General features: G+C 70.5%; 12 protein-coding genes. 9 read left to right on the forward strand and 3 right to left on the reverse strand.

Going from position 1 to position 16202, the window contains the following annotated elements; all coding sequences use genetic code 11:
• Positions 1 to 4: 4 nt before the first annotated feature.
• Entirely contained in the window at positions 5 to 994 is a 990-nt protein-coding gene (tgmB, locus tag ACIOKD_RS17740) for an ATP-grasp ribosomal peptide maturase (RefSeq protein ID WP_402084449.1), read from the forward strand.
• A 305-nt stretch (positions 995 to 1299) separates the two neighbouring features.
• Here tgmB and ACIOKD_RS17745 read toward each other — a convergent pair whose 3' ends face one another.
• Entirely contained in the window at positions 1300 to 3159 is a 1860-nt protein-coding gene (locus ACIOKD_RS17745; RefSeq protein WP_402085006.1) for a phosphatase PAP2 family protein, read from the reverse strand.
• Here ACIOKD_RS17745 and ACIOKD_RS17750 point away from each other — a divergent pair.
• The 6 genes from ACIOKD_RS17750 to ACIOKD_RS17775 all read left to right on the forward strand — a co-directional run bounded on the left by ACIOKD_RS17750 (position 3065) and on the right by ACIOKD_RS17775 (position 10497).
• Positions 3065 to 3280, forward strand: a complete 216-nt coding sequence (locus ACIOKD_RS17750) for a hypothetical protein (protein ID WP_402085062.1) — start codon at positions 3065 to 3067, stop codon at positions 3278 to 3280. The genes ACIOKD_RS17745 and ACIOKD_RS17750 overlap by 95 nt on opposite strands.
• Positions 3281 to 3723: 443 nt before the next feature.
• Positions 3724 to 4845: an ROK family protein gene (locus ACIOKD_RS17755; protein ID WP_402084452.1), complete on the forward strand. Its 1122-nt coding sequence runs from the start codon at positions 3724 to 3726 to the stop codon at positions 4843 to 4845.
• Between the two features lie 374 nt (positions 4846 to 5219).
• Complete coding sequence (locus ACIOKD_RS17760) at positions 5220 to 6551, forward strand: ABC transporter substrate-binding protein (RefSeq protein WP_402084455.1); 1332 nt, start codon at positions 5220 to 5222, stop codon at positions 6549 to 6551.
• Between the two features lie 197 nt (positions 6552 to 6748).
• A complete protein-coding gene (locus ACIOKD_RS17765; protein ID WP_402084457.1) occupies positions 6749 to 7726 on the forward strand; it encodes a carbohydrate ABC transporter permease in 978 nt (325 codons plus the stop codon).
• 19 nt (positions 7727 to 7745) lie between these two features.
• Positions 7746 to 8633: a carbohydrate ABC transporter permease gene (locus ACIOKD_RS17770; RefSeq protein WP_402084460.1), complete on the forward strand. Its 888-nt coding sequence runs from the start codon at positions 7746 to 7748 to the stop codon at positions 8631 to 8633.
• A gap of 4 nt (positions 8634 to 8637) precedes the next feature.
• Positions 8638 to 10497 carry a hypothetical protein gene (locus tag ACIOKD_RS17775; RefSeq protein ID WP_402084463.1) on the forward strand — a complete coding sequence of 620 codons (1860 nt, stop codon included), beginning with the start codon at positions 8638 to 8640 and terminating at the stop codon, positions 10495 to 10497.
• Positions 10498 to 10659: 162 nt separating this feature from the next.
• Here ACIOKD_RS17775 and ACIOKD_RS17780 read toward each other — a convergent pair whose 3' ends face one another.
• Positions 10660 to 12015, reverse strand: a complete 1356-nt coding sequence (locus ACIOKD_RS17780) for an MFS transporter (RefSeq protein WP_402084465.1) — start codon at positions 12013 to 12015, stop codon at positions 10660 to 10662.
• Between the two features lie 256 nt (positions 12016 to 12271).
• Complete coding sequence (locus ACIOKD_RS17785; protein WP_402084468.1) at positions 12272 to 12937, reverse strand: TetR family transcriptional regulator; 666 nt, start codon at positions 12935 to 12937, stop codon at positions 12272 to 12274.
• A gap of 192 nt (positions 12938 to 13129) precedes the next feature.
• Here ACIOKD_RS17785 and ACIOKD_RS17790 point away from each other — a divergent pair, with 192 nt between their 5' ends.
• Both ACIOKD_RS17790 and ACIOKD_RS17795 read left to right on the forward strand, forming a co-directional pair.
• Positions 13130 to 14011: a shikimate dehydrogenase gene (locus tag ACIOKD_RS17790; RefSeq protein ID WP_402085008.1), complete on the forward strand. Its 882-nt coding sequence runs from the start codon at positions 13130 to 13132 to the stop codon at positions 14009 to 14011.
• Between the two features lie 122 nt (positions 14012 to 14133).
• Complete coding sequence (locus ACIOKD_RS17795) at positions 14134 to 16014, forward strand: bifunctional sugar phosphate isomerase/epimerase/4-hydroxyphenylpyruvate dioxygenase family protein (protein ID WP_402084470.1); 1881 nt, start codon at positions 14134 to 14136, stop codon at positions 16012 to 16014.
• Positions 16015 to 16202: the final 188 nt, after the last annotated feature.

Below are 16202 nucleotides of genomic sequence, written 5' to 3' on the forward strand. Positions count from 1 at the left end.
GACGATGACGGTTCTGATCCTGACGTGCGAACAGGATGTGACCACGGACATGGTGGTGGCTGAACTCGACGCACACGGAGTTCCGGTCGTCCGCCTCGATCCCGCGGACCTGCCCGGCCCGGTGGCCTTGTCGGGCGAGTACGTGCGCGGCGGTTTTCGCGGGCATCTGTCCGCCGGCGGCCGGCTGGTGAGCATGGGTGGGCTCCGGTCCGTCTGGGTCCGCAGGCCCGGTGCGGCCGCCTCGAATGCCGCCGAGCCCTCCGACTGGCTGACCGAGGAGTCCGCGCAGGCGCTCTACGGCATGCTGCGGTCCACCGACGCACGCTGGATGAACCACCCCGACGCGGCCCGCCGGGCCCGCCACAAGCCCTGGCAGTTGTCCCTGGCCCAACGCTGCGGCCTGCCCGTACCCGCCACTTTGATCACGACGTTCCCGCAGGCCGCCCGTGACTTCGCGGACCGATTCCCGGATCTCGTGGTCAAGCCCGTGTCGGGTTCGCACCCGCAGGAACCGCCGAGGGCGGTCCCCACCAGCCGGGTCGCACCCGACGCGGACTTCACGGCCGTCGCCTTCGGGCCCACCCTGCTCCAGCGGCGGGTGGTCAAGCGAGCGGACATCAGGCTGACCTGCGTCGGCGACCGGATGTTCGCCGCGCGCAAGAAGGTCGCCCCGGACGCCGACCCCGACGAGGTGGACGTCCGGTTCGCTGCCTCGGAGGCCCTGTGGCAGCCGGTGGACACGCCGTCGTCCGTTGCCGCCGGGGTCCGCACCTACCTACGTGAGGCCCAACTGGCTTTCGGTGCCTTCGACTTCGCCGAGGACGCCGAGGGGATGTGGTGGTTCCTGGAGTGCAACCAGTCGGGCCAGTTCGGATTCGTACAGATCGAGTCGGGCCAGCCGATCGCCGCCGCCGTCGCGGACTGGCTGGCCGCCCCCACGACGCCCGGGGCACGCTCCGACGGCCCCAGGGCGTGGGCGATCGAGGGCCACTGAGACAACGCACGGAAGCCATGCACCGCGTCGAGGTGAACGCGTTCTCGACTGCGGCCCGGTGGGGGCAGCCCGTGCCGCGGGCTTTTGAGGGGCGCGGGGAACTGCGCGCCCGGCCCTGGCCTGGCTCGCAGTGGAAACGGGCGCGCCCCTTACGGGCGTGAGGCTCCCGGAGTCGTCGGGTGGGGCGGGACGCACGGCCTGCGTCCCGGGTTTTTGAGGGGCGCGGGGAACGGCGCGCTCAGCCCCCACGGACCCGCAGGCGGTAAGCCCGTACTCTCCGCCAAGGGGTCAAGTGCGGCGAGCGGTCACGGAATCCGGACCGACAGCCCCCGGGACGTAAAGACCGCCTCGGCACGGACCCCGTCCACCACGACCTCGCCGAACCGCCCCCGCAACGACCGCGCCCCGACAACGGGGAGGACCGCGCCTTTCCGCGGCCGGTACGCGTCGGCGAGGTGTACGACGAGCCGGCCGCCCCGGTCGAGCAGCACACGGCGGTCCACCGTGAGCGCCGGCGCCCCGTCACCCGCGAGCGTCACCTCCAGCGTCGTACCGGACGCCTGGGCGTACGCGCCACGCACCCGCAGGGGCGAAGCCACCCGCAGGGTCCCGCCCTCGACCCGGACGTCGCCGTGTCCCAGCGCGGAGGCCGAGGCGGTCGCGAGGACGCCCTCCTCCAGCGTGGTGCCACCGGTGTACTCGTTGGCGCCGGCAAGACACAACGTTCCACTGCCGCGCTTGACGAGCCCGCCCCGGCCGCCGATGTCGTTGCGCCAGGTGTCGGTGGCGCCGAAGCCCCCGACAGCGGCGTCCAGCGTGACGCGCGCGTAGGTGTCGAAGGCCCCGTACCCGTCGGCGGCGGCGAAGAGGTTCAGCCGCCCCCACTTCTCGAAGCCGTCCAGCAGGACGTACCCGGCGGGCAGCGCGGTCGTCCGCAGCACCTCACGCCGCTGGGCCGCGGAGAGATAGGGCAGCCGCGTCTCCAGCAGCACCTCGGCGCCCTTCGGCACGCTCATGCGGTCGTGCGCGGACCGCTTCGGCAGTACGTACGTCAACCGGGGCTCGACCGCCGCCCAGTTGGCGGCACGGTCCGCGTACGGATCCGTGTCGGGGCCCGCCGAATGCGCGTAGGCGCAGAGGGTGTCAGCGGTCGAACCGGTCCGCTCCTGGAAGTACGCCGCGGCCTGGGCACGGGCCGCCGCCTTCAGTCCGGCGTTCGCGGGATCGGCGAGCGCCGCCGCCGCGAGAGCCGTGGCGAGGACCCGGCCGCCCACCACGTCGACGGTGGAGTGCATGCCCGACGCGATACGCGTGTGGGCGAGTTCGGAGGCGCGGGTCACCAACTCCTGGAACCGCTCGGGAACCGCGTACGCCAGGGACAGGGCCGCGAGGTAGAAGGCGTTCGTGTGGCCGCTGGTGAAGCCCCCGTCGTCGGCGGGGTCGGCGCCGCGCTGCCTCAGCAACTGGGGGACGACCACGACGTCGGACTCGTACACGGGGAAGCCCAGTTCGTCGGTCGTGCCCGCGGCGACGATCCGGCTGTCCTCGGTCATGCGCCACGGGCGCGGGTACTGGTAAGCGAGTTTGGACGGGTTGCTCGAAGCGAACGGGCCGCGCACGGTGTCGACCAGCTCGGCGACCTTGCCGAGGTCCGAGGTGTGCGAACCGGCGCCCAGCGCGGAGCCCGCGGGCGCGTCGGCCGGGAGCGTGTCGTTGATCCGGCCCGCCGGAATGCCGTCCGGCGCCGAGGTGATACCGGTGACGGCCTTCGCCCCGCTCCGGTACAGGTCGGCGAGCGGGCCCAGGCCGGCGATCACCGCGTAACTCTGGTGCTGGCGGTCCTGGACGAAGGCCGTCCGCGCCTCGGCCTCGGTGCGGTGTCGGGTGACGCGGGCGCAGTAGCGCATGTTGGCGCGCAGGACCTCGGGTCGCAGCGGGGTACCGGTGTCCCAGGTCGCACCCGTCTTCCAGATGCGCGCGAAGCCGTCGAGGATGTGCACGGCCGCGTTGGTCTCGGGCGTGAGGTTGCCGACGACGTTCGTGGTGTACGCGTCCACGAAGGCGGCGGACGTGTTCGTGACCGCCGTTGCCGCCGATGCCGATGCCGATGCCGATGCCGATGTCGATGTCGATGTCGAAGCCGAGGCGGTGGCTGGCACGGCCATCACCGCGGGGGCCGCGATGAGTCCGGCCGAGACGCCCACGGAGCCCCGCAGGAACACGCGCCGGTCGATACCGATACCGATACCGATACCGGTTCCGGTTCCGGTTCCGGTTCCGTCGTGAGGGGGACGGGGGTGTGCACCGGGCATGGAGGTGCCTCTCCTTCTGATCGTGTTCCGATCGGTCCCGGCACCGGAGCCGGGGCCGCCCCCGGCTCGCGCGCGCACATGCGTCTTGGTGCCGCCCACGTCGTTACCGACGACGGGTGTGGAGTCCGGCACGGAGTCTCCTTCGTCGGAGCACGACGCCGCGATACGCGATACGCGATACGCGGTGTGCGCGGGCGAAGCGAACGGCGGGCGAACCGTGCCTGCGAACAACGACTAGGGAAGCCCCGGGACGGGCTTCGGGGGAGTGCGGCAGACGAGTGCCGCACGAGTTCGTTAGGAAGTTAACTAACGAAGTAGGGTGCGTCAAGGGTTGTGGAATCCATGCCTTACAACGGTTGCTACGAGGGCCGGACAGACCCGAGCGGCGGACCGCCGCGGCATGACCTGAGGGAGAGCATGAACCTGAGCGAGAGCGCCCGCGCGGTGTTCGCCGTACTGGCCGCGTCGGGCACCGCCACCCGCCCCCAGCTGGCGGCCGGCGCGGGTCTGTCCAAACCGACCGTCTCCACCGCCGTGGCAGAGCTGGAGAGCGCCGAACTCGCCGCCTGCTCCGGCACGGCCTCCGGCGGCACCGGCCGTTCCGCCGTCGTCTACGGCCTGGGCCCGGCCGCGGGCACCGTGCTCGCCGTCGATCTCGGCCCCACCCACACGCAGGTCCGCGGCTGCGCGCTGGACGGCACACTGCTCGCCCGGGGCACCGGGCTCCGGGCGGACTCCGCCGACACGGTCCGGGCGGCCCTCGGCGCCCTGCCCGCCGGAGCCCCGCTGCGCGCCGTGGTCGTCGCCGTCGGAGACGTCACCGCGCGGGACCGGGACGGCGCCGGAATGCGCCCCGCGACCGAGAAGGCCGGCCCCGCCTTCGACGCCATGGCGGTCGCGCTGCCTGTGGACGTCCCCGTCCACCTGGAGAACAACGTCAACTGCGCCGCGCTCGCCGAACTGCACCAGGGCGCCGCCCGCGGCCGTGACTCGTTCGGCTATCTGCGGATCGGTGTGGGGATCGGCCTCGGCATCGTCATCGGCGGCCGGGTGCTGCGCGGCGCGAACGGCGCCGCGGGCGAGCTGGCCCGGCTGCCCTACCCGTGGGACGACGGCCGCGAACCGCGCCGCGAGGCACTGGAGGAGCACATGGGTTCCCGTTCGCTCCTGCGCCGGGCCGAGGAGGCCTGGCGGGGCGCCGACGGCCCCTGCCCCCGTAAGCCCGAGCGGCTCTTCGCCCTCGCCGAGGAGGGGCACTCCACAGCCCGTGCCGTGGTCGGCCGGCACGCCGCCCACATCGGCCGGCTGGCCGCCGCGGTGGTCGCGGTGCTGGATCCGGGACTGATCGTGCTGGGCGGCGCCATCGGCGCGTTTCCGCAGCTCCTGCCCGGTGTACGGGAGGAGCTGGCGCGGCTCAGCTGGCCCACCGAGGTGGTCAGCAGCATGGTCGGCGACAGCGGCACCGTGGCGGGTGCGAGCCGCCTCGCGGTGGCTCATGGAATCGAAACCGTGACCGGTGGCGTGCGAGTCAGGCATTGACGGTTCAGCCGCGGGTCTGCCAATGTCCGGACAAGCGCTTTCCATGGCCGGCGGGACCCGGCCCTGGGTGAGGCGTCCCGCCGTACGCGACGTACGGCAGCCGTGCGAGGGCGCGCTCGTGCGGCTGAGGCCTCAGGGCCTGCCGTCACATTCCCTCCCCGAGCCTTCGGCCGGGAGGTGCCCCAGCAGGGCGCCACCCGGCCCGTCCTTCGGGCGGACGACGCGAATGTGACGACGGAACCTGGACCGGGGACCCCCACTCGTCAGAGCGATGCGGCCGGGCGAGGCCGCACGCCGGAAGGCCTCACCCCAGGGACAAAGACCCGAGCCGCTCGACGGCCAGGGGATCCGTAACGCACCTTCAGGAGGACCCGGTGGGTCACCAGATCACGCGCAGAACCCTGTTCCGCTCCGCGAGCGGCATCGCAGTCGCCGGCGCACTCGGCACCTCGCTGAGCGCCTGCAGTTCAGGCACGGGCGCCGGCAGCACCAGCAGCGACCTGACCATGATCTGGTGGGGCAGCGACGACCGGCACGCTGCCTACAAGAAGGTGCTGGCCGCCTTCCAGAAGAAGAACCCGAAGATCAAGATCCGGCCGACCTACTCCGGCTACGACGGGTACTTCGACAAGTTCAACACCAACATCGCCGGCGGCAGCGCCCCCGACCTGCTGCAGATGGACACCGCGCTGGTCGCGCAGTACGCCCGCAAAGGCGTCCTCGCCCCGATCGACTCGTACGTCGGCAAGAGCCTGGACCTCACCGGTTTCTCCAAGACGCTCCTCGCCGCGGGCACCGTCGACGGCAAGCTGTACGGCGTCCCGTCCGGCATCGGCGTCAACCAGCTCACCGTCAACCGCACCGGTCTTGAGAAGCTCGGCCTGGAACTGCCCGACCGCGAATGGACCTGGGCCGACCTGAGGAAGATCGGCACCGACGTCCACAAGAAGAGCGGCGGCAAGATCTACGGCGTCGACGACGGCGGCGGCTCCACCCTCCAGTGCTTCGAGGTCTTCGCCCGTGAGAACGGTGAGACCTTCTTCACCGAGGACGGCAAGAAGCTCGGCTTCACCGCGGACACCCTCCAGGAGTGGTGGGAGTACTGGGCCGGGATGCGCAAGGCCAACGCCTCTCCGCCGCCGGCGATCACCTCCGCCGCGCACAACGACCTCACCAAGAACGCGGTCGTCATCGGCAAGGCGCTGTTCACCTTCGACTCCGGTGTCTACGGTGCGGGCGGCTCCATCACCGACGCCCAGCTCGACTTCCTGCCCACTCCGCAGGGCGACTTCTCCGGGGCCCGCGAAGGCAACTTCGTCAACGGCGGTGTGCTGCTGAGCGCGACGAAGGCCAGCAAGAAGGTCGCCGACTCGGTGAAGATCATGTCGTACTTCGCCCAGGACGCCACCGCGATCAAGGACATGCAGCTGCTGCGGGGCATTCCGCCGACGGAGAAGGCGCGTGAGCTGATCGCCTCGGGGCTCACCGAGACGGACAAGCTGAACATGGCCAACGCGGACTACATCGCGCAGCGGGTCGGCAAGGCGACCGATGCGCTCGCGGCGCCCGCGCCTCCGCCGCAGGGGGCCGACCAGATCTGGGATCTGTTGTTCCAGTCGAACCTGGCGGTGGCCTTCGGGAAGAAGTCGATCAAGGCGCAGCTCGGGGCGTTCTTCGATCAGTCCGCCGGGATTCTTGAGGGCTGAGCGCTGCCGCGCAGCGCCGCTCGGGGTGGGGCCGTTCGAAGGCGCGGGTCCGCTGTGGCCGGCCGCGCGGTTCCCCGCGCCTTTGAAAAGCGCTGGTGCCCGCGCCCCCGAAGGCGCTGGTGCCGCGGGCTTCGAAAGGTGCGGCTCAGCCTTCGCCGTACATCAGCATGACGCGAGAGGGCCAGGGAGAGATGAGTATGACCGTTGCGAAGAGCGGCGAGGTCGTCGAGGAGCAGGCTGCTCCCGTGACCCCGTCCGACCAGCGGGAGCGTGACCGTATGCGCCGCCGCCTCGCCAGACGGCGGGGCGGCGGCTGGTGGCCGTACGTCTTCCTGGCCCCCTGGTTCGTCGGCCTGTTCGGGCTGACGATCTATCCGATGCTGGACTCGCTGTACCTGTCCTTCACCGACTTCGACCTGCTGACGCCCGCGCGGTGGGTCGGAGTGGACAACTACGACAAGATGTTCACCGAGGACCCGGTCTTCTGGGACTCGGTGCACGCCACGCTGCTGTACGTCGTCGTCTCGGTGCCGCTGAAGCTGGCCCTCGCCCTCGGTGTGGCGATGCTGCTCAACCGGGATCTGCGGGGCATCGGCCTGTACCGGGCCGCCTTCTATCTGCCGTCCCTGCTCGGCGGCGCGGTGGCCATCGCCATCGTGTGGCGGCAGGTCTTCGGCGGCGACGGCCTCTTCAACGACTTCCTCGCCTGGTTCGGCATCGAGGGCCAGGACTGGATCTCCAGCCCCGACACCGCGATCTACACGCTGATCCTGCTCGCCGTCTGGCAGTTCGGCACCCCGATGGTCATCTTCCTCGCCGGTCTCAAGCAACTGCCGAAGGACGTGTACGAGGCGGCCGCGATCGACGGCGTCACGCCCGTCACCCGGTTCTTCAGAATCACCCTGCCGCTGCTGACACCGATCGTCTTCTTCAACGTGGTCCTGCAGATCATCGACGCGTTCAAGACGTTCACCCCCGCCTTCGTCATCAGCAACGGCTCCGGCGGACCGCTCAACTCGACCATGCTGTACAGCCTCTACCTGTACAAGAAGGGCTTCACCGACCTCCAGATGGGATACGCCTCGGCGCTCGCCTGGGTGCTGTTCCTGGTCATCGCGGGCTTCACGGCGGTCAACTTCATCGCCAGCCGCTACTGGGTCCACTACGACGACTGAGCGAGAGGTCCTTCACACCATGTCCGCCATCACCCGGGCCCGGTCCCGGAGGTCGCCGCTCCAGCAGCTGCGCTCGTCCACCGGATCGCGCCGCGTCTTCATCCACACCGTGCTCGTCGGCGTGGCGATCGTCATGCTCTATCCGCTGCTGTGGATGCTGAGCAGCTCGCTCAAGCCCGACACCGAGATCTTCACCCAGCCGGGGCTCATCCCCAGCTCGCTGCGCCCCGAGAACTACTCCGAGGGCTGGAGCGGCTCCGGCAACTCCTTCTCCCTCTACATCACCAACTCGCTGATCGTCACGATCGGCGCGGTGATCGGGAACGTGATCTCCTGCTCGCTGGCCGCGTACGCCTTCGCGCGCTTCGAGTTCCGCGGCAAGAAGATCTGGTTCGGCCTGATGCTCGGCACACTGATGCTGCCCACCCAGGCCGTGCTGATCCCGCAGTACACGATCTTCTACAACCTGACCTGGATCAACACGTTCCTGCCGCTGATCGTGCCGAAGTTCCTCGCGGTGGACGCCTTCTTCATCTTCCTCATGGTCCAGTTCATCCGGTCCATCCCGCGTGAGCTGGACCAGGCGGCCATGATGGACGGAGCCAACCCCTTCCAGATCTACTGGAAGATCATCCTGCCCCTGATGAAGCCCGCGCTGATCACCACCACCATCTTCACCTTCATCTGGACGTACGACGACTTCCTGCACCAGCTCGTCTACCTCCAGCAGAACGACAAGTTCACCGTCCCACTCGGCCTGACCCTGTTCCTGGACCAGACCAGCGGCTCCTCGTACGGCGCGATGTTCGCCATGTCGACGCTCGCTCTCCTGCCCACCCTCATCTGCTTCCTGATCTTCCAGAAGCGGCTCGTGGAAGGCCTGGCCACCTCCGGCATGAAGGGCTGAGTACGTGCACCTCCTCCATCAGCGCGGCCCGCTGCACGGCCTCGCGGACGACCCGGCCGCGTACGACGCCGTACTGACCGGCGTCACGGAGACGGCCCTGGCCCGTCTCACCCCCGAGGGCAACCTGGAGAACCCGGCCGCCGGCGACGACATCGGCGACACCTCGCTCGGCATCACCTCCCTGCTCGCGCTCGCCTGGCACCGCACCAAGGACCCGCGCCTGCCGGAGGCCGTGCGCCGCAGTCTCGGCTTCCATCTGCGCGAGCGCGTCTTCACCGAGGACAACCCCGGCTACCCGAACCTGACAGCACGCGACTCCGGCCTCCCGTACGCCCGTTACGTGCCGGCGCCCGGCGCGCACCCCATCGGGGACTGGCCGAGCACGGTGTGGGCGCTGCTCCAGGCCGTCAACGTCCTCGACGCGTCCTTTGGCGGGCTCGTCGACGACGGGCAGTACCGCGAACTCGTCGGCGTGGCGGGCGGCTACTGGCGCTGGCTGACCGAGGCCACGGTCTTCAACCCGCAGGACGCGGCGAACCAGGCCATCGGCTGTGTGGTCGGCGGACTGATGCTCGCCCGCCATCTCCCCGCCGAGGAAGGGGAGTCGGTCCGGCAGCGCGCCCTGCGGCTGTACCTCGACGAGATCCGGGCCCGTCGCGTACGGGACCGGGGCGCACCCCTGCCCCCCGAGCACGGCGGCGCGTACGACAACAACTACGGGCCGATCTCCCTGTCCTTCCTCGCCCAGGCCCACCGGATCAGCGGCGAGGAGGTCTTCGCCCAGGACGGCGACACGCTCGCCCGCTACATCGACGCGCGGGTCTGCTCAAGTGGCTTCGACATCGGCGGCCCGCGCTACAGCGAGCAGCACTCCGCCTTCGAATCGGTCCTCGGACTGCGGTACTTCGGCCGCCGTATCGGCGCGGACATCGGCCGCTACGCCGGGGACGCGCGCTGGGGCCGGCACGCGGTCGGGGCCGACGGAGGCGTCGACGGGCACTTCGCGTTCATGCTCGTCTGGCAGATCCAGGACACCCCGGGCTGGCACCGCGCCCCGAGCACGGCACCCGCCTGCCACCAACTGCGCTCCGGCACGGTCACGGTGTCGTTCGACGACCGGATGACCCCCTCGGTGATCGAGGCCGGCGGTACGGCGCTCATCGCTGCCGCCGTCAACCGGCAGCACGGCTTCGGGCCCGTCGTCGGCCCCGCCGCGGACGGCTTCCTGCTGTGCCGACCGATGGGCGCGGTACGGGTCGCGGACCACCGGGTGGGCGGGCTCGCGGCCAAGCTCGTGACCAAGCCCGTCGTCGGCAGGGACCATGTGCTGCGCCAGGTGCGGTCGTTGTACGTCACGGACGGTACGCGGCTGTGGATGACCGTGATCGTCGAACGGCTGGCCGGGGAACGGTACCTGCTCGCGGGGATGCCCTATGTCGCCGCCGACGGCGACCGGTTCCGGCGGGTGGCCGACTTTCCGCTCGTCGCGGCGGTCGGTGAGCTGCGGCTGACCCATCCGCGGCGGGGCGCTGCGGATTCCTTCGACGCGCGGAGCGAACGCACGCAGCAGCAGGTCGCGTTCGAGCTGGCCGCCGATCCGCGGGGGTATGGGGATCCCGACGCCGGGTGGCGGCATGTGCGGACGACCAGTGCGCTGGAGGTCGGGCCCTCGGCGGACTCCCCGGAGGGGCTCGATGTGTTCGCTGTGCGGTACGGGGCTGTGGCCGCCGAGCCGTTGAGCGTGGTCTGTGCGCGGGTGGAGGGGGAGGGGCTGGTGGTGCGGGCGGGGGCGTTCACCGCGGTGCTCGGGGCGGCGGACGCTCATGGGGAGCCGGGGCTCACGCTGGCCGTTGAGGGGAGCTGAGCTGACGGGGAGGGGGACGGGCAGCGGGCGGCGGAGGGGATTTTCGCCCCCGCCGCCCCTACCCGGTCCCGTCACCGACTCGGGGGCGCTGCCCCCGAACCCCCGGATCGCGCTTCGCGCTCGTCCTCAAACGCCGGACGGGCTGAATACGGTCGGCGCTCTTCAGACGCCTGAAGGGCTGAGTACGTCCGGTGATTCCTGAGGTGCCCGTTCGCCCAGTCGTTCCGTCGGGACCTTGTGCGTCTCGCGGGCCGTCAGTGCGGCGATCACCGGTGGGACGCACAGCGCGGCCGTGAACAGGGCCACGGGCAGCCAGTCGTCTCCGTCCGGGCCCGCGATCTGCGCGGCGAACGTCACCGCGAAACCTGCTATCGCGAAGCCGATCTGTGTGCCGATGGCCATGCCCGACAGGCGGACCCTGGTCGAGAACATCTCGCCGTAGAAGGACGGCCAGACACCGTTCGCGGCGCTGTAGACGACACCGAAGGTGACGATGCCGAGGACCAGGACCAGCGGGTAGGAGCCCGTGGAGATGGCCCACAGGTAGAGGAACATCAGTACGCCGCTGCCCGCGGCGCCGATCGCGAAGACCGGGCGGCGCCCGATGCGGTCGGACAGGGTGGCCCACAGCGGGATCGCGCCGAGCGCGACGAGGTTGGCCAGCGCGCCCACCCACAGCATCGACGTGCGGTCCATACCGACCGCGTCACTGGTCGCGTACGCCAGCGCCCACACCGTGAAGATCGTACTGACCGAGGCGACCAGAGCGGCCGCGATCACCCGCAGGACGTCCGCCCAGTGCTCGCGCATCAGCACGGCCAGGGGCATCTTCGCGACGCCCTCGGTGGCGGCCTGCTGCGTGAAGGTCGGCGTCTCCTGGAGAGTGCGGCGGATCACGTAGCCGACGACGGCGACCGCGATGCTCATCCAGAACGGGATGCGCCAGCCCCAGGCGAGCAGCTGGTCCTCGGGCATCGCGGCGACCGGGATGAACACCAGCGTGGCGAGCAACTGGCCGCCCTGGGTGCCGCTGAGCGTGAAGCTGGTGAAGAAGCCGCGTTTGTCCGGTGGCGCGTGCTCCAGCGACATGGAGTTGGCGCTGGCCTGCTCTCCCGCGGCCGAGATGCCCTGCAGGACCCGGCACAGGACCAGCAGGACCGGCGCCAGTGTGCCGACCTGGTCGCGCGTGGGCAGACAGCCGATGAGGAACGTCGACACGCCCATCAGGATCAGCGTGAAGACCATGATCTTCTTACGGCCGACCTTGTCGCCGAAGTGCCCGAGGAACAGTGCCCCGACCGGGCGGGCCGCGTACGCGACCCCGAACGTGGCCAAGGACAGCAGAGTCGCCGTGGCCGGGTCGGACTCGTCGAAGAAGACCTCCGGGAAGATCAGCGCGGCCGCGCTGCCGTAGATGAAGAAGTCGTAGTACTCCAGCGCGCTGCCGATCCAGGCGGCTGTCGCGGCCTTCCTCGGCTGACCGGGCGGCGCGTCGAGGGGTGCTGCGGGGACGGACACGGCGATGCTCCTTCGGGGGAACTCCAACGTAGGCGGAGTGAGCGGGAGGAGGGCGATGAGCGGTGAGCGGTGATCGGATGATCGGGCGAGCAGAGGGGGAGGCGGGCAGAAGCGGCGGATCCCTGGGGTGGTGGGACGGCCCTGCCGCGGTGCTGCCGGTTAATTAACCCACTGGGTAGTTAGTAGTGGCTGGCTACGGATGTTGCGCTCACGTTTCCCGGGTGTCAAGAGGTCGTGCCGAAGGATCTTGCGGTGGTCAGTCGGCCGTGCGGTCCGCCGTCAGGTAGGCGATGACCATGTCGCCGAGCATGCTCCGGTAGTGCTCACGCTGTGCGGGGTCGACCAGATCGCGGCCGAACAGGGCGCCGAAGGTGTGCCGGTTGGCGACCCGGAAGAAGCAGAACGAGCTGATCATCGCGTGCAGGTCCACGGCGTCGACGTCGGCCGTGAACAGCCCCGACTCCCGCCCCGACTCCAGGATGCGGCGGATCACGTCGAGCGCGGGCGAGCCGATCCTGCCGAGCTTCTCGGAGCCGGCGATGTGCTCGGCGCCGTGGATGTTCTCGATGCTGACCAGGCGGATGAAGTCAGGGTGCGCCTCATGGTGTTCGAAGGTCAGTTCCGCCAGCCGCCGGATGGCCGCGACCGGGTCGAGATGCTCGACGTCGAGCCCCTGCTCCGCCTCGCGGATGACACCGTACGAACGCTCCAGCACGGCCGTGAACAGCTGCTCCTTGCCGCCGAAGTAGTAATAGATCATCCGCTTGGTGGTCCGGGTGCGGGCGGCGATCTCGTCGACCCTGGCCCCGTCGTAGCCGGCCCGGGCGAACTCCTGGGTCGCCACGTCGAGGATCTCGGCCCTCGTGCGGACGGCGTCACGGATGCGTCCGTTCGGCCTTGCCGGTTCTTCGACGCTGGTCATCGGGTTCCTTCGGGTCCTTCCGGCTCTTTCGGGTGCTCTCGGGCGAGGGGCCGGTGCCCGCGATTGTAGAAGCAGGGGCCGATGCGTCGCTCCGGGTGTCCGGAGGGCCTTCCCGTGACCGCGGGATGCTGGTATAGCTAACGTACTGGTTCGTACATTAGTGAGCTGCTCGGGAGGTCCGTCGTGGTCGCCGTGGTCAAGGACTCGTATCTCGTCGGACTGATCGGCGCGGGCATCGGCCCTTCGCTCAGCCCGGCCCTGCACGAGCGGGAGGCCGACCGCCAGGGCCTGCGCTATCTGTACCGGCTCATCGACATCGACGAACTCGGTGTCGCGCCGGAGGCGGTGGGCGACCTGGTGCGCTCCGCCCGCGACCTCGGCTTCGACGGGCTGAACATCACCCACCCCTGCAAGCAGCTCGTCATCGAGCACCTGGACGCGCTCGCCCCGCAGGCCGAGACGCTGGGCGCGGTGAACACCGTCGTCTTCGACGGCGGGCGCGCGATCGGGCACAACACGGATGTCACCGGGTTCGCGGCGTCCTTCGCGCGCGGGCTGCCCGACGCTCCGCTGGAGCGGGTGGTGCAGCTGGGCGCCGGGGGAGCGGGGGCGGCCGTCGCGCACGCCCTGCTGACCCTCGGGGCGGGGTACGTCACCGTGGTGGACGCGCTGCCGGACCGGGCGGCCGATCTTGCCGCCGGGCTGAACCGGCAGTTCGGTGCGGGGCGGGTGGACGCCGGTGGCCCGGAGCGGTTGCCCTCGCTGCTCGCCGGGGCCGACGGCGTGGTGCATGCCACGCCCACGGGGATGGCCGCGCATCCTGGGCTGCCGTTCGCGGCGGAGTTGCTGCGGCCCGGGTTGTGGGTGGCCGAGGTGGTCTACCGGCCGCTGGAGACCGAGTTGTTGCGCGTCGCGCGGGGGGTGGAGTGTGCGGTGCTCGATGGTGGGGGGATGGCTGTCTTTCAGGCCGCGGATGCGTTTCGGTTGTTCACGGGGCGGGAGCCGGACGCTGCGCGGATGCTCTTGGACATCGCGGAGTTGGCCGGGGCGGGGGTCCTTCGGGCGGGCGGGTGAGGGTGCGTCGTGGCTGGTCGCGCAGTTCCCCGCGCCCCTGGAAGACGAAGGACGAAAGACGAAGGATCGCGCCGTTCCCCGCGCCCCTGAAAGCCTTAAGCCGGAATCTGAGGAGTAGCAACGTGCGTACTTCCATTGCCACTGTCTGTCTCAGTGGGGCCCTCACCGAGAAGCTCACCGCTGCAGCTCGGGCCGGGTTCGATGGGGTCGAGGTCTTTGAGAATGATCTGTTGGCCAGTCCGCTCACGCCGGAGGAGATTCGTGCGCGGTGTGCCGATCTCGGGCTGAGTATCGATCTCTATCAGCCGATGCGTGACATCGAGGCCGTGCCACCGGACGAGTTCCAGCGCAATCTGCGCCGGGCCGAGCACAAGTTCCGGCTCATGGAGCGGCTCGGCGCGGACACCGTCCTGGTGTGCTCCAGCGTCTCGCCCCTCGCTGTCGACGACGACGCGCTCGCCGCCTTCCACCTGCGCCGCCTCGCCGAACTCGCCGAGGGTTTCGGTATCCGCGTCGCCTACGAGGCGCTGGCGTGGGGCCGGCACGTCAGCACGTACGACCATGCCTGGCGCATCGTCGAAGCCGCCGACCACTCGGCGCTCGGCACCTGTCTGGACAGCTTCCACATCCTCGCGCGGAGCTCCGATCCGAAGGATCTCGAAGGGATCGCGGACATTCCCGGCGAGAAGATCTTCTTCCTCCAGCTGGCCGACGCGCCGCTGATGGCGATGGACGTCCTGCAGTGGAGCCGCCACTACCGCTGCTTCCCCGGACAGGGCGGCTTCGACATCGCCGGGCTGCTCAGGCAGGTGATCAAGGCCGGATATCAGGGGCCGCTCTCCCTCGAAGTCTTCAACGACGTCTTCCGGCAGGCCGAGGCCGGGCCGACCGCCGTCGACGCGCAGCGCTCGCTCCTCGTCCTGCAGGAGAGCGTCGGCCTCACCGCGCCGCCCGCCCCCGTCGTGCCGACCGGCATCGCCTTCGCCGAACTGGTGAGCCCCGACGTCGAACCGGTCTCGGAACTCCTCGAAGCACTCGGCTTCACCCGGACCGCCCGGCACCGCGGCAAGCCGGTCGATCTGTGGCAGCAGGGCGAGGCCCGCGTGCTGCTCAACACCGGTCCGGGCGCCCGCCGCGACGGTACGCAACTCGCCGCCGTCGGGCTGGAATCACCGGACCCGGCGGGCGCGGCCAGGCGTGCCGAAGCGCTGCTCGCCCCCGTGCTGCCGCGCCGCCGTACCCCCGAGGACGTGCCCCTGGACGCCGTCGCCGCACCCGATGGCACGGAACTCTTCTTCTGCGCCACCGGCCGCCCCGGACTGCCCGACTGGACAAGCGACTTCGACCCCACAGGACCCACAGACCCCGCGGAGCCCGCGCGGTCGGCGGAGCCCGCGCAGGGTACAGAACCCGTTGAGCTTTCGGTGTCCACCGTCCGTGGCATCCACCGCATCGATCACCTCGCTCTCACCCAGCCCTGGCACCAGTTCGACGAGGCCGCGCTCTTCCACCGCAGCGTTCTGGGACTCGGCGCCCTGGAGAGCGTCGACGTCGCCGATCCGTACGGGCTGCTGCGCAGTCGTGCCGTCACCAACGCCGACGGCAGCGTCCGTATCGCCCTCGGTGTCGGCCCGGCCCCGAGCGCCGACGACAGCGACCGTGCCCAGCACATCGCGCTCGCCACCGACGACCTCGTGACGGCGGCCCGCCGCTTCCGAGCCGCGGGCGGCCGGCTGCTGACCATCCCCGCGAACTACTACGACGACCTCGCGGCCAGGTACGAGTTCGCCGACGGTGAGCTGGAGACCTTCCGCGAACTCGGCATCCTCTACGACCGGGACGCGGAGGGCGCCTTCCGCCACTGCTACACGGAGACGATCGGCCGGGTCTTCTTCGAACTGGTCCAGCGCGACGCGGGCTACCGCGGCTACGGCGCGCAGAACGCCCCGGTACGGCTGGCGGCACAGCACGTACGGAGGCCGGTGGGGGCCCGCGCCCTTTGACGGGCGGGGCCCCGGGGAGGGTCGTCGGCTGCCGGCCGGTGAGGGCTGAGCGCGCAGTTCCCCGCGCCCCTGAGAAGCAAGGGCTACCGCCCCCGATGAAAGACAGGGGCGCAGCCCCGTCTTTCAGGGGCGCGGGGAACTGCGCGGCCCACCCCCACCGGCCGGCAGCCGACGGCAGACAGACACGG

Source organism: Streptomyces sp. NPDC087844 (genome assembly GCF_044742785.1).
GTDB lineage: Bacteria > Actinomycetota > Actinomycetes > Streptomycetales > Streptomycetaceae > Streptomyces.